Source organism: Frankia sp. QA3 (assembly GCF_000262465.1).
Classification (GTDB): domain Bacteria; phylum Actinomycetota; class Actinomycetes; order Frankiales; family Frankiaceae; genus Frankia.
Map to the genome: position 1 here is coordinate 639,088 of NZ_CM001489.1, position 19,366 is coordinate 658,453.

10 protein-coding genes and 1 pseudogene are annotated in these 19,366 nt (G+C 74.1%); 5 read left to right on the forward strand and 6 right to left on the reverse strand.

The features are described 5' to 3' along the window. The 3 genes and pseudogenes from FRAQA3DRAFT_RS35685 to FRAQA3DRAFT_RS02570 all read right to left on the reverse strand — a co-directional run. Positions 1-438 (reverse strand): annotated as a pseudogene (locus tag FRAQA3DRAFT_RS35685) (hypothetical protein); the annotation flags it as partial. 558 nt (positions 439-996) lie between these two features. Beyond that, positions 997-2,823, reverse strand: coding sequence for a serine/threonine-protein kinase (locus tag FRAQA3DRAFT_RS38190; RefSeq protein ID WP_035922005.1), 1,827 nt, complete (start codon positions 2,821-2,823; stop codon positions 997-999). A gap of 275 nt (positions 2,824-3,098) precedes the next feature. Continuing rightward, complete coding sequence (locus tag FRAQA3DRAFT_RS02570) at positions 3,099-5,051, reverse strand: LppP/LprE family lipoprotein (RefSeq protein ID WP_009737498.1); 1,953 nt, start codon at positions 5,049-5,051, stop codon at positions 3,099-3,101. 406 nt (positions 5,052-5,457) lie between these two features. Between FRAQA3DRAFT_RS02570 and lat the strand changes: the two genes are divergently transcribed. The 5 genes from lat to FRAQA3DRAFT_RS02595 all read left to right on the forward strand — a co-directional run bounded on the left by lat (position 5,458) and on the right by FRAQA3DRAFT_RS02595 (position 12,144). Further along, positions 5,458-6,933 (forward strand): L-lysine 6-transaminase, encoded by a 1,476-nt coding sequence (lat, locus tag FRAQA3DRAFT_RS02575; RefSeq protein ID WP_009737499.1) that lies wholly within the window; start codon positions 5,458-5,460, stop codon positions 6,931-6,933. Beyond that, positions 6,930-8,597, forward strand: a complete 1,668-nt coding sequence (locus FRAQA3DRAFT_RS02580) for an aldehyde dehydrogenase family protein (protein ID WP_009737500.1) — start codon at positions 6,930-6,932, stop codon at positions 8,595-8,597. Before lat ends, FRAQA3DRAFT_RS02580 begins: the two co-directional genes overlap by 4 nt. 229 nt (positions 8,598-8,826) lie before the next feature. Further along, positions 8,827-9,852: a polyphosphate kinase 2 gene (ppk2, locus tag FRAQA3DRAFT_RS02585; protein ID WP_009737501.1), complete on the forward strand. Its 1,026-nt coding sequence runs from the start codon at positions 8,827-8,829 to the stop codon at positions 9,850-9,852. Between the two features lie 451 nt (positions 9,853-10,303). Next, positions 10,304-11,116 (forward strand): peptidoglycan-binding protein, encoded by an 813-nt coding sequence (locus tag FRAQA3DRAFT_RS35690; protein ID WP_009737502.1) that lies wholly within the window; start codon positions 10,304-10,306, stop codon positions 11,114-11,116. 59 nt (positions 11,117-11,175) lie between these two features. Next, on the forward strand, positions 11,176-12,144 hold the full coding sequence (locus tag FRAQA3DRAFT_RS02595) for a 1-aminocyclopropane-1-carboxylate deaminase/D-cysteine desulfhydrase (RefSeq protein WP_009737503.1): 969 nt from the start codon (positions 11,176-11,178) through the stop codon (positions 12,142-12,144). 257 nt (positions 12,145-12,401) lie between these two features. Here the strand turns inward: FRAQA3DRAFT_RS02595 and FRAQA3DRAFT_RS02600 are convergent, their stop codons facing one another. The 3 genes from FRAQA3DRAFT_RS02600 to FRAQA3DRAFT_RS02610 form a co-directional block, all read right to left on the reverse strand. Further along, entirely contained in the window at positions 12,402-13,796 is a 1,395-nt protein-coding gene (locus FRAQA3DRAFT_RS02600; protein ID WP_009737504.1) for a cyclopropane-fatty-acyl-phospholipid synthase family protein, read from the reverse strand. 304 nt (positions 13,797-14,100) lie between these two features. Beyond that, complete coding sequence (dnaE, locus tag FRAQA3DRAFT_RS02605; RefSeq protein ID WP_009737505.1) at positions 14,101-17,634, reverse strand: DNA polymerase III subunit alpha; 3,534 nt, start codon at positions 17,632-17,634, stop codon at positions 14,101-14,103. A gap of 55 nt (positions 17,635-17,689) precedes the next feature. Next, on the reverse strand, positions 17,690-19,366 hold a 1,677-nt coding region (locus tag FRAQA3DRAFT_RS02610), incomplete at its 5' end, for an aminotransferase class V-fold PLP-dependent enzyme (RefSeq protein WP_009737506.1).

Genomic DNA, 19,366 nt, shown 5'->3' on the forward strand with positions numbered 1-19,366 from the left:
CCCCTCGCCGGCCGCCCGGGTGAGCGCCAGCACCGCCGGCGCCTCCCCGGGCGCCGGCCCCGTGGTGCCGGGGCTGACCGGCACCAGCGGTGGTGGTGCAGGCGGCAGCTGGTTCGGGTCCGGGGCGGCGCCGCGCGCGGGCGTCGCGGGCAATCCCCCCGCAGCCCCCGGTGCCCCCGTTCCCGGCAGCGCCGCGGGGCCGAACCCGACCTCGGCGCCCGCCGGTCCACCGCCGCCATCCCCGGGCGGGGCGTCACCCAGTCCGGGTAGCGCCGTCACGACACCGCCGCCTCCTCCCGCGACGCGCTCACCCACCGCCACGCCCCCGGCACCGTCGGCGGAGCCCCCGTCCAGCCCGCCGACGCCCAAGCCGACGAGTAAGCCGACGCCCAGACCGACCAGGACCTGCCAGAGCTCCGGCGGACGCACAAGCGGCAAGCGGTCCTGCGCCGGCAGCTCCCCGACCGGGCAGCCCTCGCCGAGCGGCTACCAGCTGTACACCACCGCCGCGCCGTGACCCGCCACGTCGTGCGCCCCCGCAGCGGGCTCGGCGCGGGATCCGGACTCGCAGCCTCGAGCACCGGGCGGTCCGCGTGGGCGGCTGCGGCTACGGGCGCGAACGCCGGCGGCCGGCGACGCCGGGGGCCCGCGGCGGCGGTGAGTCCAGTTCGCCGGTCGGCCGCAGGCAGGTCAGCACGGCTAGCCGAGTGAGTCCCATCGGTCTGGTGGCCCGGATGCGATCCGGGCCATGCGCGGGTCGGAAGGTGCTGGAGGCTGGTGACGGTTCCCTAGTCCTGGAACCGTCACCGACCTGCAGCACCTCTCTGTACTCGACCGAGCGCGGCAAGACGCGGCAGTCGGGGGTGCGGCGAGCCCGGCCGTGACCTTCGGCCGCCGCCGGCCCCACGTGGGCCGGCCCCGCTCGACAGCCGTGGGCGATCGGGTGGAGCAGTCCGCCGGCGCCGGGGGTCGGCTCCGCTCGCCGGCGCCGCTCGGCTAGCAGGCGGGCGGCGGGGGAGTGGGTGTCCCGACCGGCCCGGTTGTCGGGCAGCTCGTCGGCGACGCCGGAGCCGAGGCGCTCGCCGACGGCGACGGCTCACCGCTCGGGGAGGCACCCGACGTCGGCGTCGGCCGCTCGGTCGGCCCCTGACTCGATTCGGCGCTCGGCGGGACGGTCGCCGTGGCGGGGGTCCGCGGACCGGCCGTCGGGCCGGGCTGCGACCCGCCGGGAGGCGGCACGGGGGTCCGCGGCGAAGGTAGCGGGTCGCGGGCCCCGCCGTCAGGCGTCCACCGCGGCCCGCCGCCGGGCACAGCCGGATCGGAGCGCGCGCCCGGGGCCGTGCGATCCACCGGCACCGGCGGCGGCTCCACCTGCGGATCCGAGCCGCCGGCCGCGACGAGGACCGCGACGATGCCGACCAGCAGGACGACCAGCAGCGCCCCGCCCGCCAGCGGGGCTGACCGCCGCCACGGCGGGGGCAACCAGCCGAACGCGGTGTCCAGCGGGCTGCCGCCGCGGGCCACCCCACCCGAACCTCCCGCGCCGGCGCGCAGGGCGCCCGAACCCCCTGCGACGGTGCGCAGAGGGCCCGAACCTCCCGCGCCGGCGCGCAGGGCGCCCGAACCACCCGCGGCGGCAAGCACGGGGCGCCCGGTGGCGAACGGGCGGAGGTCGGTCGGATGCGACACGTCGACGAGCTTGCGTCCGGCCGGATCCGTGCCGCCGGCGGGCGGCTCGTCGCCGCCCGCGGTGGGATCGGACCAGCGCGCCACGGGGAGCGTGCCGAGGGAGCGGTCGCCACCCGGCGGCGGGGTGGGGCGTAGGGCCAGCGGGTGGGTCGGCTGGTCGGGCTGGTCGGGATCGAGCGCCGCGGCGGCCCCTGCGGCCCCCGCGGCCCCGGCGGCCCCGGCGGGGCGGGCGACTCCGGCGTCGCCGGGGGCGGCGAGCGGCGGACGGGCCTGCCAGGGGGTGAGGGCGAGCGCCGCCGCCCGGTCGGCGTCCGCGGGCGTGGCGACCCGTGGGTCGGCGACGAGCCGGCGGACGAGCTCGGCCGCGCTCGGTCGATCCTCCGGGCGGCGGGCGAGCGCGGCGCGCACCAGCGGGGCGAGCCCGTCGGGCACCCCGGCGATGTCCGGCGGGCGGTCCTGGCGCATCCGGGTGAGCACGTCGGCCTGCTCCGAGGCGAACGGCGGATGGCCGGTGGCCGCGTAGGTCACGCAGGCGCCCCAGGCGAAGACGTCCGCGGGCGGTCCGGCCCGCTCGCCGCGCAGCTGCTCGGGGGCCATCCAGGCCAGCGTGCCGATGAGGATCCCGGTGCGGGTGTGGCTGGGCACCCCGGAGGCCCGGGCGATGCCGAAGTCGATGACCTTCGGGCCGTCCCAGGCCAGCAGGATGTTCGACGGCTTGAGGTCGCGGTGGACGACCCCGGCGGCGTGGATGGCGATCAGGGCGTCGGCCAGTCCGACGCCGAAGCCGTGCAGCAGCCGCTCCTCCATCCGCCCGTGGCGCAGCACCGCGTCCGCGAGGCTGGTCCCCTCCACGTACTCGGTCGCAAGCCAGGGGGCGACGGCCTCCGGGTCGGCGTCGACCACCGCGGCCACCGCGCGGCCGTGCACCCGCCGGGCGGCGGCGACCTCGCGGCGGAAGCGCTCGCGGAACTCGGGGTCGTCGGCGAACCTGGCGTCGGGCACCTTCACCGCCGCGGCCCGCCCGTCGGCGTTGAAACCCAGGTAGACGGTGCCCATGCCACCCGCGCCGATCCGGTTGTGGATGGCGAACGGGCCGACCTGTCGCGGGTCGTCCTCGACGAGCGGTGTCAACATCGCGACGCCGTCCCGACCGGCCGTCCCGACCGGCACCGTGTCCGCCGCCGGGTCCGGTGACGCCACCCGGACCGCCCGACCTGCGCCGAAATGGTTACTCCCCTGATCATTGTGGGCCCGGCTGGCCCCGTCGTCCCCGGGGGCCGCGGGCCGCCCACCGGGCCGCCGCATCCGCCGTGGGATCGCGCTCCCCTGAACCGTAATGCTTCCAGCCGCCCGTATGCGGCCGCTCGCGGGGGTGGGCGCGTCGTCTCCGGCGGGACGGCCACGGACGGCTACCGGCGGCTACCGGTGGCGTTCGGATCGTTCGACGGGATCGGGTCGAGGGCGGCGAAGTTCGTCCCGTTCCAGCGGAAGCGTACGTCGTCGTGGCCGGATGGGGAACCGATCGGGTCCTGCGGGTCGTAGGTGTCGTAGCGCAGCACGACCTCGTGGTCGTTGCGCTGGCGCTGGAGGGCGACGTGCGCGCTCGGCGCTTTGGTGTCGGTGCCGCGGTACTGGCCCTCGGCGAAGACGAAGGCGAGCTGGCGGGGGGTGTCACCGGCCGGCGGCGCGGTACCGATCACCACGCTGAGCCGGCGGTCCTCCTGGTAGGTGCTCATGTCCGGCTCGTAGCCCTTCTCGCGCACGAGGGCGGCCGCGTCGTCGGTGGACAGCGTCGCGGGACTCGGGGACGCCGACGGCGTCTGGCTGGGCGAGGGCGAGGAGCTCTGCGGCGGCGGGGCGGTGACGGTGCCCGGTGCCGGGCCGCTCGTCGCCGTCGCGCCCGACGTGCCGTCCGTGCCCTGGGTGGACCCGGCGGGCGGGGCGGCGGTGTCGTCTGCGCTGCCGCCGCCGAGCGCGACGGCCGCCGCGATCCCGCCGCCGAGCAGCAGCGCGATCAGGACGGCGACCGCGATCACCGTGCCACGCCGCCCGCCCCCCGGGCCGCGCCCGCCCGCCGGGGCACCGTCCCAGCCGTCGGCCCGCCGCCCGGCGCCGCCGTAGCCCGCAGCGTGCTGGTCCGAATAGGGCGCGGTGGCGCGGCGTCCCCCTGGACCGGACGCGCGTTCGTCGTAGCCCGGACCGCCGCCGCGCGCGGTCGGGCCGCCGTAGCCGTACCCGGCGCGGCTGTCGTACCCGGCCTGGTTGTCATACCCGGCCTGGTTGTCGTATCCGGCGCGGCTGTCGTACCCGGCCTGGTCGTACCCGGCGCTGGCACGGCCGCCGTAGCCCGGCGGGGCGTCGTAGCCCGACCGGGGGTCGCGCACCGTCGGATCCGGGTAGCCCGCGGCGGCGCGTTCGGGACGCCCCCCGGCCGCGCCATACCCGGCGTTGCGGGATCCCCCGAGCGGGCCGGCGCCCTGCGGCGGGGTGGGCGGCAGCGACCACACCTGGGCCAGGGCGGTCACGCTGGCCTCGTCCGAGTCGGCGGGGGAACGCACGTCGCGCCCGACGAGCCGGGCGAGCAGCTCGGTGGCCGTGGGCCGGCGGGCGGGCTCCTTGTCCAGCGCGGCGCGCACGACGCCGAACAGGTCGGGCGGCAGGTCGTCGAGGTCCGGCTCGGCGGTGAGGATCTGCATGCCGACGGCCTCGGCGCGCTCGCCCCGGAACGGGGGCCGCCCGGCGGCGGCGAACGCCACGCAGGCACCCCAGGCGAAGATGTCCGCGGGCGGTCCGGCCCGCTCGCCGCGCAGCTGCTCGGGGGCCATCCAGACCAGCGTGCCGATGAGCATCCCGGTGCGGGTGTGGCTGGTGCTGTCCCCCGCGCGGGCGATGCCGAAGTCGATGACCTTCGGACCGTCCCAGGCCAGCAGGATGTTCGCCGGCTTGAGGTCGCGGTGCACCACGCCCGCGGCGTGGATGGCGACGAGGGCGTCGGCGAGCCCGATCGCCAGCCCGTGGACCAGCCGGTCGTCGAGCTCTCCGCGGGTGGCGACGGCGTCGGCGAGGCTGCGGCCCTCGACGTACTCGGTGGCCATCCAGGGGCGTTCGCCGGTCAGGTCGGCGTCGAGCACCGCCGCCACGGAGTTGCCTCGCACGCGCCGCGCGGCGTCGACCTCGTGGCGGAACCGGGAGCGGAACTCGGGGTTGTCGGCGAGGCCGGTGGAGGGGACCTTGACGGCGACCGGCTTGCCGTCGTCGCCGAAGCCGAGGTAGACGACGCCCATGCCACCGGCGCCGATGCGGTTCGCCAGCCGGAAGGGTCCGATGCGGCGTGGGTCGTCCGAGGTCAGGGGTGTCAGCACACCGCTTCCTATTCTCCGAGCTCCGCCGGCGGGCGGGTGGTGCGGGGATCAACGGGGTCGGGGGAGGGTATCCGGTCACGCTTTGGTGGGGCGCGCCCCGGCACAGTGCGGGGAATGAGGCGATTGTCTCCCGGCGCGGTGGTCGCCCTCACCTGCTGGCCGAGTCGTCGCTGTTTGTCGATAAAGAGATCACTCTCGGTCCGTCGCCGGTCCGTCGCCGGTCCGGGGCGGTTGATCCGACGAATCGATGGCCGGCTCCATCATCGACGGGATGATCATGCGAAGATCCGGGGCAATGCGAGAATATTGAAGATTCAATCGGACTTTTGAGGGAAGATATTCGCCTGGGGTGGAGGTCGTGCGGGTGCCCGGCGCTTGCCGCGATCGGTGACGGGAGGGAGCCTGGATGGTCGTCCGCGTTCCACGGGCCACAGGGCGGCCGGCCCGCTCGCCCGGTGCCGGCGCTGCGGCCGGATCCGCCGTTCAACCCGCCGGGCCCGCGGTGGCGGGGGCGGACGCGGTGCAAGCGGTGCCGGTCGGGCCGCCCGTGGCGGCGCGCGACGTGCTGGCCGTGCTGCGCGACCACGTGCTTGTCGACGGCCTGGATCTGGTCTGCGACCTGGCCGAAAGCGTCGGCAGCGTACTCGTCGACGCCCGGGACGGCCGGCGCTACCTCGACCTCTACAGCTTCTTCGCCTCGGCGCCGCTCGGAGTGAATCCGCCCGAGCTGGCCGGCGACCCACAGTTCCTCGACCGGCTGGGCCGCGTGGCGGTCAACAAGCCGGCGAACCCCGACGTCGCCACCGCCGCCTACGCCGAGTTCGTGCGCACCTTCGCCCGCGTCCTCGGCGACCCAGAGCTCCCGCACCTGTTCTTCGTCGAGGGCGGCGCGCTGGCGGTGGAGAACGCGCTCAAGTGCGCCTTCGACTGGAAGAGTCGGCACAACGCCGCCCACGGCCGGCCCGCCCGGCTCGGCCGCCGCGTGCTGCACCTGCGGCACGCCTTCCACGGGCGCAGCGGCTACACCCTGTCGGTCACCAACACCGACCCGGTCAAGACCGACCGGTTCCCCGTGTTCGACTGGCCGCGCATCGACTGCCCGGCGATGACCTTCCCCTGCACCGGCGCCGCCCTCGACGCCGTCGCCGCCGCGGAGCGCGCCGCGCTGGGGCAGGCCGAGGCGGCCTTCGCCGCCCACCCGCACGACATCGCCTGCTTCCTCGCCGAGCCGATCCAGGGGGAGGGCGGCGACAACCATCTGCGCGCCGAGTTCCTCGCCGCCATGGCCGCGCTGTGCACCCGCCACGACGCGCTGTTCGTCCTCGACGAGGTCCAGACCGGGGTCGGCGTGACCGGGTCGGCCTGGGCCTACCAGCAGCTCGGCCTGCGCCCCGACATCGTCGCCTTCGGTAAGAAGGTCCAGCTCGGCGGGATCATGGCCGGGCGGCGGGTGGACGAGGTCGCCGCCAACGTCCTGTCCGTCCCCGGCCGGATCAGCTCCACCTGGGGCGGCGGCCTCGTCGACATGGTCCGCGCGACCCGGATCCTGGAGGTCATCGAGGCGCGGGGGCTCATCGCGCGGGCCGGTGAGCTCGGTGCCGGTCTGCTGACCGAGCTGACCGCGCTCGCGGCGGCCCATCCCGGGCTGCTGGCCAACCCGCGCGGGCGTGGCCTGCTCTGCGCCGTGGACCTGCCCGACCGGGCCACCCGCGACGAGGTGCTGCGCCGGCTGCGGGTGCGCGAACATGTCCTCGTGCTGTCCGCGGGGGCCCGCACCCTGCGCTTGCGTCCGGCGCTGACGGTCAGCGCCGACCAGCTCAGCACCGGCGTCACCGCGCTCGCCCGGGTCGTCGCCGATCTGGCGGAAGGGAGCTCATCATGACGCTGGTGCGGCCGCGCCGCGTCGGCGCCCGCATCGCCGGACGCGCCCATGACCTGTGCGCGACCGTCGGGGGTCCCGCCGGCGGCGCCGAGGTGGAGCCGGAGCCGGTCCGGGTCGTCCCCTCGACCGATCCGGCCCGGCTCGACGACGTCGTCGCCGAGGTCGAGCTCGTCGGCCCGGAGACCATCCTCGCCGCCGCCGTCGCCGCCCGGGCGGCCGCGCGGTCGTGGGCCGCGGTGCCGGCCCCCGTGCGCGGGTCGGTGATCGGCAGCTTGGGCCGGCTCGTCGCGGACAACGCCGACGCCCTCGCCCGGCTGGTGACCCGCGAGGTCGGCAAGCCCGCCGCCGAGGCCCGCGGCGAGGTCCAGGAGATCATCGACACCTGCGAGTTCTTCCGCGGGGAGGGCCGGCGGCTCTACGGGCAGACCGTGCCGTCGGAGATGCCGGACCGCCAGCTGTTCACCTTCCGGGAACCCCTCGGGGTGATGATGGTGATCACCGCCGGGAACTTCCCGGTGGCGGTCCCGTCCTGGTACCTCGTGCCGGCGCTGCTCGCCGGGAACACGGTGGTGTGGAAGCCGGCCGAGTACGCCGCCGCCTGCGCGCAGGCGATGGTGGAGCTGCTGACCGCCGCCGGGGTGCCCGCGGGCGCGGTGAACCTCGTCCCCGCCGACGGCCGGGCGACGTCGCTGGGCCTGGAGCGGGCGCTGGCCGCCGGGGCGGTGGACAAGGTCGGCTTCACCGGGTCCACCGAGGTCGGCCGGTACATCGGCGCGCTGTGCGGGCGGCACCTGCAGTCGCCGTGCCTGGAGCTCGGCGGCAAGAACCCGATGGTGGTCACGCCCGACGCCGACATCGACGCCGCCGTCGAGGCGGCCGTGTTCGCCGGGTTCGGCACCGCCGGGCAGCGCTGCACCTCGCTCGGCACCGCGATCGTGCACGAGTCGGTGCACGCCGCGTTCGTCCGCCGCCTCGACGCCGCCGTGTCCGCCGCGGTCATCGGCGACCCCACCGGCGACGTGCTCTACGGGCCGCTGCTCGACGCCCGGTTCGCCGCCGGGTTCGAGCGTCACCTCACCCTTCTGCGCGACCACCACCGCCTGTCCGGGTCCACCGCGCTTGGCCGCATCACCGGGGCCGCCGCCGGCGCGGGGACGGCCGGTGCGGCCGGAGGCGGCGGCCTGCCGCGCAACGGCCCGCGGCGGGGCTTCGTCGGCGACCCGGACCGTGGGCTCTACTACCATCCGCTGATCGTGGACGGGGTCCGCCCTGACGACGAGCTGTTCCGCGAGGAGACGTTCGGCCCGATCGTCGGCGTCACCACCTACCGCGACCTCGACGAGGCGATCGAGCTGGCGAACCTGCCCGGCTACGGTCTGTCGTCGTCGATCTACACCGCGGACGCGGCGAGCGCGTTCCGGTTCCGCCGCGGGGTGCGTGCCGGCATGGTCAGCGTCAACGGGTCGACGACCGGCGCCGAGGCGCACCTGCCCTTCGGCGGCAACGGCCGTTCCGGCAACGGCAGCCGCCAGTCCGGGCTCTGGATGCTCGACCAGGTCACCCGCTGGCAGTCGCTGAGCTGGGACTACTCCGGCCGGCTGCAGCGCGCCCAGCTCGACACGACGGTCCCCGCCGCCGACCTGACCTTCCGCCTGCCGGGCTGACCGCGGGACGACCACGGGCCTGCCGTGGTCGTCTGATGTGACTGTTATGTCGGATGTGGATGCTTCCGTCACCTCGTGTTCGGCCGGGCGTCGACCGGGGGCCCGCCGGCCTCCGTACCGTTGGCCGGCCGGCTGCCCCCGGCCCTGCGGATTCGCCCCGTGGACGGCGCCGTCGGGCGGGAACAGCCGCCCGGTGCCGCCTCGTTGTCCGTATGGGAGGGAAGTCAGCGTGACCCACGTCGAACGGGTGATCCCCAAGGGTGCCGACGGCCGGGCCGAGCCGCTCGTGCGCGGCATCGCCGACGGCATCGGCGGGTGGCTCGGCGCGGTCGGCCTCGCCGAGCGGGTCGGCATCCAGGCGGAGAGCCTCGCTGGCCTGCGGGTCCTCGACGAGGACGACGACGAGGCGACGCTGCTGCGGCCCGACGGCACCCCGGTCAACACCTGGCGGGAGAACTATCCCTACGACACCCGCCTGGACCGCACCGACTACGAGCGGGACAAGCGGCTGCTGCAGATCGAGCTGCTGAAGATGCAGTACTGGGTCAAGGAGACCGGGCAGCGCATCGTGCTCGCCTTCGAGGGCCGAGACGCCGCCGGCAAGGGCGGCACGATCAAGCGGTTCACCGAGCACCTGAACCCGCGCGGGGCGCGCGTCGTCGCCCTGGAGAAGCCGTCGCCGCGCGAGCAGCAGTCCTGGTACTTCCAGCGCTACGTCGAGCACCTGCCCGCGGCCGGCGAGATCGTCATGTTCGACCGGTCCTGGTACAACCGGGCCGGCGTCGAGCGGGTCATGGGCTTCTGCTCCCCGGAGGAGTACCGCGAGTTCCTGCGCCAGGCCCCGGAGCTGGAGCGGATGTGGACGCGCAGCGGCATCACGGTGTTCAAGCTGTGGTTCTCGGTGTCCCGGCGCGAGCAGCAGACCCGATTCATCGTCCGCCAGATCGACCCGGTCCGGCAGTGGAAGCTCAGCCCGATCGACCTCGCCGCGCTGGATCGCTGGGACGACTACACCGACGCCAAGGAGGCGATGTTCTTCTACACCGACACGGTCGAGGCGCCGTGGACGGTGGTGAAGAGCAACGACAAGAAGCGGGGCCGCCTCGAGGCCATGCGCCACGTCCTGCACGAGCTGCCTTACACCGGCAAGGATCCCGAGGTCGTCGGCATCCCGGACCCCCTGATCGTCGGCCCCGCGGTGAACCTCCTCGAGGCCGGCGAGAAGGCCGACCGCACCTTCCCCCCGCTGCACTGACCGCGCCCTGCGGCCCCCCTTCTGTATCCCCGCGTCTCTGCGTACCCTCGCGTCTCTGCGTACCCTCGCGTCTCTGCGTACCCCCGCGTCTCTGCACCCTCACGTGCCTGCGGGCAGGCGTCCGTGCATGCGGCAGCCGTCCGTGCATGCCGGCGGCGGCGGCCGTTCGTGCATACCTGCGGGGGAGTTCGCGCCTTCCCGGGGGTGTCCGTGTCCGCCGGCGGCATGGTGGTCGGACCAGGCGCGATACCGCGAGGAATCGTCAGATGCCTGGTCGGCGGCCTTCGAGGTGGGGGCGGCGCGGCGCTTCCGCCGCTCTGCCCAGGGGGAATGCATGATCGAGAAAGGGTCCCGGGTGGGGCCGATGCACGGGTTCGGGCCGCCGGGCAGGGGGTGGCTCCGACGCCGCGGGTGCCCGGCCGCCGCCCCGCATCGCGCTGAGGTGCGCGTCATGCGGTCACCTCACAGTCCGTTCCGGCTGACAGCCCTCGTCGCCGTGGTCCTGGCGCTGGGGCTTGCAAGTGCCGGCTGCGCATCCGGCGGGGGAAGCATCAACTGGGGCGGCGGCGGCGGCGGCGGAGATGGCGGTGGTGGCGGCGGTGGAGATGGCGGTGGCGGTGGTGGCGGCGGGACCGAGACCAGTCTGGCGAACTGCCCGACCCTGCAGGTCGGCCAGCGTGACCCGGTCGGCGGGCGCAACTGCGTCGCGGCGCTGCAGCGGGCGCTGCGCACTCACGGATACCCGGCGCAGCCGGTCACCGGGGCGTTCCTCGACCAGACCAGGACGAACGTCGCGAACTTCCAGAGCCAGCGCGGCATCACGCCCGCCAGCGGCATCGTCGGCCCGCAGACCCGCAAGGCCCTGCTCGACGGGTCGACGCCGGTGAAGCCGCCGATAATCGATCCAAACAAACCCGAGCAGTTCCCGAACAACGTGTCCCTCGTCGGGATCCGACCGGCGGGTGAACCGATCATCTGCGGGAGTCTCTCGACGCGGATCATCATCAGGGCCGAGTTCGGACCGGCCCGCTTCACGGCAGTGACGACCACCACCGAGCCGCACGCCGGTCAGGCATTCAGCGGTGGTCCACCTGCACCCGGTGTGACGCTCGCGCCGGCGGCTGGAACTCTGCCGAATGGCGCGTCCGCCGAGATCCGGGTCTCCGGCACGTACACCGAGGACTCCCAGCGCTTCTGGGTCATCGTCCGGTCCCCGTCCGTACGGTATGACGTCAAATTCGCCTGCGGCAAGCCGCCGGGGTGAGCCCGCCGGGCTGCTGATCATCAGCGTGGATGGCGCGGCCCCGGCTATGCTGACGTCGGATGGCGGGAGCCCGGGAAACGGACCCCAGCGGGGCGGTGAGACTGGCCGACCTGCCGCCGAGGCTGCCCTCCCCGCTCGACGAGCTGGCCGACGGCCGGCTGGCCGCGCACGGCATCCGCCTGCTGCTGAAGCGGGATGATCTGATCCACCCGGACATCCCCGGCAACAAGTGGCGCAAGCTGCGGGGCAACCTCGACGAGGCGCGCCGGCTCGGCCACGACACGCTGCTCACCTTCGGCGGCGCCTACTCGAACCACATCCGGGCCGTGGCGGCGGCCGGCCGGCTGCTCGGCCTGCGGACGGTCGGGGTGATCCGCGGCGAGGAGCACCTGCCGCTCAACCCGACGCTGCGGTTCGCCGCAGACGCCGGCATGCGGCTCACCTACCTCGACCGCACCTCCTACCGGGAGAAGACGTCGCCTGCGCTCGTCGAGCGGCTGCGCGCCGAGTTCGGCGCGTTCTACCTGCTGCCCGAGGGCGGCAGCAACGCGCTTGGGGCGCGTGGCTGCGCGGAGCTGCCCGCCGAGATCGACCGGCCCTTCGACGTGATCTGCTGCTCGTGCGGCACCGGTGGCACCCTCGCCGGCATCGCGGCCGGTCTCGCGCCGGGCCAGCGCGCCCTCGGTGTCCCGGTGCTGCGGGGCGCCGGCTTCCTCGCCGACGACGTCGACGCCCTCCAGCGCGCGGCGTTCGGCGCGAACTCCGGCAACTGGACCATGGCCTACGACTTCCACTTCGGCGGCTACGCGAAGTCGACCCCGGAGCTGGCCCGGTTCATTGCCGACTTCCGCGACCGCCACGGGCTGGCCCTGGAACCGGTCTACGAGGCGAAGCTGCTCTACGGCCTGTTCGCCCTCGCCGAGGCCGAGGCCTTCGGGCCCGGTACGATGATCGTCGCCGTCATCAACGCCGTCGCCGACGAGCAGAGCCGGCGTGGTCCGGACGCAAGGGTCCGACGTCTCCACTGACCCGGCAATGCGCGGCTCGCAGGCCGAGGTCCTGGTGCCGCTGGCTGTCGCCCCCTACCGTGATCGGTCGGGTTTCGTGATCGGTCGGGGACGGAATCGTGCCGAGGGCTGGGCACGGTTTGCGCCCGAAATGCCGTGGCTATCCCTCGGCGCGATCTGACCGCGATCTGGCCGGGACGGTGTGCCGCACCCTTGTGCGCTCGGTGTGCTCGGCTGAGTACAGGGAGGCGCTTGGCTGGCGGGTCAGCCGGCCGCGGTCAGCCGGTGGTGGGCTGGGGAGGCAGGAGGGCGGGGGAGTCGTAGCGGGGGCGCAGGGGCTGGCCGGCGCGGCCGGCGTCGGGGCGCACGGCGAGGGTCTGGTGGATCTGGGACTGGCCGGCCTCGAAGCTGAGCGCGGAGCCGGCCATGTACAGCCGCCACACCCGGGCCCGCCCGGCGCCGACCTGGGCGACGGCGGCGTCCCAGTTCTCCTCCAGCCGGCTCACCCAGGCCCGCAGGGTCAGGGCGTAGTGCTCACGCAGGTTCTCCACGTGGCGGACCTCGAAGCCGGCGGCCTGCGTCAGCGACGTCATCAGGCCGATCTCGTGCAGCTCCCCGTCCGGGAAGACGTAGCGGCGCAGGAAGTCGCGGCCCCTGGGCAGCGGGATCGGGCCGAGGTGGGGCCGGTGGCGGTGTGCCCCGGCCGGGTCGCCGGGGAAGGAGATGCCGTGGTTGAGCAGCCGGCCGCCGGGGCGTAGCAGCCGGTAGAGGCTGGCGAAGTAGGTCGGCAGCATCGCGCGGCCGACGTGTTCGACCATGCCGATCGAGCTGATCGCGTCGAACGGGCCGTCGGGGATCTCCCGGTAGTCCTGCAGGCGGATCTCGATGGCGTCGGTGAGCCCGGCCTCGGCGACCCGGCGGCGGGCCTGCGCCGCCTGCTCCACCGAGATCGTCACTCCCACGCCGCGCACGCCGTGATGGCGGGCGGCGTGGATGAGCATGCTGCCCCACCCGCAGCCGACGTCGAGCAGCCGCTCGCCGGGGCGCAGCCCGAGCTTGCGGCAGATCAGCTCGTGCTTGGCGGTCTGGGCGGCGTCGAGCCCGGCGGCCGGCGACTCCCACACCCCGCACGAGTAGGTCATCGTCGGGCCGAGGATCAGCCGGTAGAACGCGTTGGACACGTCGTAGTGATGGGAGATCGCCGCGGCGTCGCGGTCCCGGCTGTGGCGGCGCCCGTGCAGCCGGGCCTCCTGCGGCGGCGGGGCGGGCGGGCGGGCTCCGAGCGTGCGCAGCAGGGTGAGCAGGGCGGGCGCCGTCGCGGCGGTGGGGCGGCGGGGGAGGGCGGACAGGTGGTTGCGCAGCTCAAGCGCGGCGAAGATGTCGCCCTCGACGTCGAGATCACCGGCGACGAAGGCGCGCGCGAAGCCCAGCTCGCCGGGGCGGAACAGGGCGCGGCGTATCGCCTCCGGCGAGCGCACCACGACCTGGGTGGGGGTGTCCGGTCCGAGCGCGGAGCCGTCCCACAGGACGATCCGCACCGGTGGCGTGGTCCCGATGAAGGTCTCGAGCAGGGTGCGGGTCGCCCGTACCAGCTCCGGCGACCACTGTGGGTCCGGAACGTGGGTTGTCTGGGCGGCGGGCTCGTGCTCCTCCAGTTCTCGACTGATCGTCAAGGCGCATCCTCCGGGTCGTGTGCGCGGTCCCTTCGGCTGGGACGTCGCCGGAGTCTGCCCGGTCGGCACCCGCCCGACCCGGAGCCACGCCCACGCCGGTCTGCCCGGTCGGTCGGCTGCGGCCCGTGGTCGGCCCAGCCCCGCGGGGCGCGGTCGCACCTGGTTACCTGGATCTCATCGTCCCCCGGAAACACCGTGCCCGAACGGTGTCCGGTGTCGCATGCCGGTATCCCCGTCCGGGGGAATAAAACAACCTTTTGACGAGGGGAAAACCGCAGGTGACGGTGGGTGCGCGGCGGTTCTGTCAGGCCACCGCGGCGGCGCCGAGCAGGGCCTTGAGATCGCCCATCAGCGCCGGGGTGCGCTGGACCTTGTAGGCGTCGTCGAGGCGGAGCAGGGTGGTCTGGCCGGGGGTCTGCAGCCGCAGATGCACCTCGGTCGTCCCCGGGTGGGTGCCCAGCACCTCGCGCAGCCGTTCCACGGTCGGCGGGTTCACCCGGGCCGCGGACATGGTGATCACCACCGGGGGGCTCAGTGCCGCCTCGCTGAGGTCCGGCACGGTGAGCTCGGCGGCGATCAGGCGCGGGGTGTCCTCCCGCTTGTCGAGGCGGCCCCGGACGATGACGACGGCGTCCTCGGCGAGCTGGGTGGAGCACACCTCGTAGGTCTGCGGGAAGAACATCACCTCCAGCCCGCCCGCGAGGTCCTCGACGGTGGTCAGCGCCCACAGCTTTCCCTGCTTGGTCACCTTGCGCTGCAGACTGGAGATGATCCCGGCGATGGTCACGGTGGACCCGTCCGCGTACTCCCCGCCGGTCAGCGCGGCGATGCTGCAGTCCGCCCTCGCGGTGAGGATGTGCTCCACCTCGCGCAGGGGATGATCGGAGACGTAGAGTCCGAGCATCTCGCGCTCGTGGGACAGCTTGACCGCCTTGTCCCACTCCTGGTCGGAGAACTCCTGCACGCCGAAGACGGGCGCGGCGCCCGGGTCGTCGTCGGCGTCGAGGGCGAACAGGTCGAACTGCCCCTCGGCGTTCTTCTTCTTGACGCCCATGACCGCGTCGACGGCCTGCTCGTGCCGTTCCACCAGGCCGCGGCGGGTGTGCCCGAGCGCGTCGAACGCGCCGGCCTTGATCAGTGACTCGATGGTGCGCTTGTTGCAGACCACCGCGTCGACCTTGTCGAGGAAGTCCGGGAAGGAGACGAAGCGGCTCTTCGACTTCCGGGTACGGACGATCGACTCGACGACGTTGGTCCCGACGTTGCGGATGGCGGCCAGGCCCACCCGGATCTCGGCCTCGCCGTGGGCGGTGTAGTCGGCGTTGGAGCTGTTGACGTCCGGCGGGAGCACCCGGATGCCCATCCGGCGGCACTCGTTGAGGTAGATCGCGCTCTTGTCCTTGTCGTCGCGCACCGACGTCAGCAGCGCGGCCATGTACTCGGCCGGGTAGTTCGCCTTGAGATACGCCGTCCAGTAGGAGACCAGCCCGTAGCCGGCGGTGTGCGCCTTGTTGAACGCGTAGTCGGAGAACGGGACGAGGATGTCCCACAGCGTCTTGATCGCCGCCTCGGAGTACCCGTTGGTCTTCATCCCCTCGGAGAAGGGGACGAACTCCTTGTCGAGGATCTCCTTCTTCTTCTTGCCCATCGCCCGGCGCAGCAGGTCCGCGCCGCCGAGGGAGTAGCCGGCGACCTTCTGCGCGATCGCCATGACCTGCTCCTGGTAGACGATCAGACCGTAGGTCGTGTCCAGGATGTCGGCGAGCGCGTCGGACAGCTCCGGGTGGATCGGGGTGATCTCCTGCTGGCCGTTCTTGCGCAGCGCGTAGTTGATGTGCGAGTTCGCGCCCATCGGCCCCGGCCGGTACAGGGCCAGCACGGCGGAGATGTCCTCGAAGTTGTCCGGGCGCATCATCCGCAGCAGCGAGCGCATCGGCCCGCCGTCGAGCTGGAACACCCCCAGGGTGTCGCCGCGGCCGAGCAGCTCGTAGGCCGCGGAGTCGTCGAGGGTGAGCCCCAGCAGGTCAATCGTGATGCCCCGGTTGGCCTCGACGTTGCGCACCGCGTCGTCCATGACGGTCAGGTTGCGCAGGCCCAGGAAGTCCATCTTGAGCAGGCCGAGGGTCTCACACGTCGGGTAGTCGAACTGCGTGATGATCGCGCCGTCGGCGTCGCGGCGCCACACCGGGATGTGGTCGATGATCGGCTCGGCGGACATGATGACGCCGGCCGCGTGCACCCCGGCCTGGCGGATCAGCCCCTCGAGGCCCTTCGCGGTATCGATGACCTTCTTGACGTCCGCGTCGGACTCGTACAGCCCGCGGATCTCGCCGGCCTCGCTGAAGCGGGGGTGCTTCGGGTCGAAGATCCCGCCCAGCGGGATGTCCTTGCCCATGACCGCCGGCGGCATCGCCTTGGTGATCCGGTCGCCGACGGCGTACGGGTAGCCGAGCACCCGCGAGGAGTCCTTGATCGCGGCCTTGGCCTTGATGGTGCCGAAGGTGACGATCTGGGCGATGCGGTCGTCGCCCCAGCGCTCGGTGACGTAACGGATCACGTCACCGCGGCGACGTTCGTCGAAGTCGATGTCGATGTCGGGCATGGACACGCGCTCGGGGTTGAGGAAGCGCTCGAACAGCAGCGAGTGGGGGATCGGGTCGAGGTCGGTGATGCCGAGCGCGAAGGCGACCATCGACCCGGCGGCGCTGCCGCGGCCCGGCCCGACCGGGATGCCCTGGCTCTTCGCCCACATGATGAAGTCCGCGACGACCAGGAAGTACGACGGGAACCCCATCTGCAGGATGATCCCGATCTCGTACTCGACCCGCTCGCGGTGTTCGTCGTCGTAGCCGTCGGGGAAGCGCCGGGCCATCCCCGCCCAGGTCTCCGCGCGAAACCAGCTCTCCTCGGTCTCGCCGTCCGGCACCGGGAAGCGCGGCATCAGGTTGCGCTTGGCGAACATGCCGGCCGGGTCGACCCGCTCGGCGATCAGCAGCGTGGTCTCGCAGCCCTCCTGCCAGATGTCCGAGGAGTCGATCCCGTACATCTCCTCGGCGCTTTTGAGGAAGTAGCCCGAGCCCTCGAACTGGAACGACGGGTTGGCCACCGTCGAGGCCGTCTGCACGCACAGCAGGGCGGCGTGGGCGTCGCGCTCGCGCTCGTAGGTGTAGTGCGAGTCGTTGGTGACGACGAACCGCATGTCCAGCGCGCGGGCGATGTCGACCAGCCCGTCACGGACCCGGCGCTCGATGTCGAGGCCGTGGTCCATGATCTCGCAGAAGAAGTTCTCCTTGCCGAAGATCTCCTGGTAGGTGGCGGCGGCCTGCAGCGCGGCGTCGTACTGGCCCAGGCGCAGCCGGGTCTGCACGATGCCGGACGGGCAGCCGGTCGTCGCCATCAGCCCGTCGGCGTGCTCGGCGATGATCTCCTGGTCCATCCGCGGCCACTTGATGTAGTGGCCCTCGATCGAGGCCCGCGAGTTCAGCCTGAACAGGTTCTTCAGGCCGTCGGCGTTGCGCGCCCACATCGTCATGTGGGTGTAGGAGCCGCCGCCGGAGACGTCGTCGCCCTTCTGGTGCGGCTCGCCCCAGCGCACCCGCTGCTTGAGCAGGCGCGACTCCGGGGCGACGTACGCCTCGCAGCCGATGATCGGCTTCACCCCCGCGGCGGTGGCCTGCCGGTGGAAGTCGTACGCCCCGTACATGTAGCCGTGGTCGGTGATCGCGACCGCCGGCATCTGCTGGCGCGACACCTCGCTGAACATGTCCTTCAGCCGAGCCGCCCCGTCCAACATCGAGTACTCGGTGTGAACGTGCAGGTGGACGAAGGAGTTTGACACGTCGGACCCTCCCGCGCGCTGGGCACGCCGGTCGAAGCGAGGGCCGATCACCCCGTCATGGGCGGACGGCACACCGGCGCGCCGGGTGCGCTCGCCATGGGGATCGGCCGGATGGACGGGGCTTCCCCCGCCAGCAGCCTAGCGGCCCGCGGCAGCCCGCCGGGCACCTCCACCGCTGTGTCGGCCCGGCACTACGAAGGGATACCGCGGCTGTGCGGATCGGCGTCGCCGGCCGCCGCGGCGCGGCGCGCGGGACACCGCCGTGGGGCGCCGTCGCGACCGCGGTGGCGGGGGAGGGGCGTCGGGCCTCGGCGACGGCGGCCGCGATCGCGGCGACCGCGCGGTCGACCTCCCGCCGCGAGGTCGCCCAGTTGCTCACCGACAGCCGCATCGCCGCGCGGCCCCGCCACACCGTGCCGGTCACGTACGCCTCGCCGCCGGCCGTCACCGCCGCCGTGACCCGCCGGGTCAGCCGGTCGCCCCGCGCCGCCGATCCCGCCTGCCCGGGATCGTGCGCGCGGTCGGCCGGGCGTGGGTCGTCCACCCGGATCAGGACCTGGTTGAGCGCGACGAGGGGGCCCGGGCCGCCGCGGTCGCCGGTCGCGTTGAGCACGGTCACCCCCGGCAGCGCGGCGAGCCGGGTGGCGGCGTGGTCGGCGAGGTCGCAGCACCGGTCGACGAGGTCGCGCAGGCCCGCGTGGCCCAGCGAGCGCAGCGCCGCGTAGACGGCGAGGGCGCGGGCCCGCCGGCTGAACTCCGGCGTCCAGTCGACCGGGTCGAGCTGCCCCGCGGAGTCGAGGACGAAGTAGTCCGCCGACGCCGACATCGCCCGCCGGTGGGCCGCCCGGTCGGCGACCAGCGCGATCCCGCAGTCGTAGGGGACGTTGAGCCACTTGTGGCCGTCGGTCGCCCACGAGTCGGCGAGCTCGGCCCCTGCGACGAGGGCGCGTCGCGCCGCCGACGCCGACACCGCCGCCCACAGGCCGAAGGCGCCGTCGACGTGCACCCAGGCGCCGTGGGCGTGGGCGAGCGCGCAGATCTCGGCGAGCGGGTCGAAGACGCCGGTGTTGATCTCCCCCGCCTGGGCGATGACGATCGTCGGTCGCCGCGCGGGGGCGGTTGCGTCGAGGGCGGCGCGCAGGGCGTCGGGGCGCATCCGGCCGAGGGCGTCGGTGGCCACCTCGACGATGGCGCGGGTGCCGAAGCCGAGCAGGCGCAGCGCGGCGTCGACGGTGGCGTGACGGTCCGCGCCGGCGAGCACGCGCACCGGCGGCGCCCCGGTCAGGCCGTCGGCGGCGACGTCCCAGCCGGCGTCGGCGAGCACCCGCTGGCGGGCGGCGGCGAGCGCGGTCACGTGCGCCATCTGGGTGCCGGTGGTGAACCCGACCGACACGTCCACCGGCAGGCCCAGCAGCTCGGCGACCCAGCGGCCGGCGACGGTCTCGGCGGCGCTGGCCGCGGGCGACAGCGACGCCAGCGCCGCGTTCTGGTCCCAGACGACGGCAAGCAGGTCCGCGGCCAGCGCCGCGGGCAGGGTCCCGCCGACGACGTAGCCGAAGAACCGGGGCGAGCCGGTGGCGGTCAGCCCGCCCCCCACCGCCTCGACGAGCGCGTCGACGACGGCCACCGGGTCGCTGGGACCCGCCGGCAGCCGGCCGTCGAGCCGGGCCAGGACCTCGGCGGCGCTGTGCGCCGGGCGCACCGGGCGCTCGGCGAGGCCGGCGAGCCAGGC

Bases quoted from the DNA above. Each gene is read 5' to 3' on its own strand.
- lat (WP_009737499.1), top strand. From the start codon at position 5,458: ATGGTCGTCCGCGTTCCACGGGCCACAGGGCGGCCGGCCCGCTCGCCC.
- FRAQA3DRAFT_RS38190 (WP_035922005.1), bottom strand. From the start codon at position 2,823: ATGTTGACACCGCTCGTCGAGGACGACCCGCGACAGGTCGGCCCGTTC.
- FRAQA3DRAFT_RS35690 (WP_009737502.1), top strand. From the start codon at position 10,304: ATGCGGTCACCTCACAGTCCGTTCCGGCTGACAGCCCTCGTCGCCGTG.
- FRAQA3DRAFT_RS02595 (WP_009737503.1), top strand. From the start codon at position 11,176: ATGGCGGGAGCCCGGGAAACGGACCCCAGCGGGGCGGTGAGACTGGCC.
- FRAQA3DRAFT_RS02580 (WP_009737500.1), top strand. From the start codon at position 6,930: ATGACGCTGGTGCGGCCGCGCCGCGTCGGCGCCCGCATCGCCGGACGC.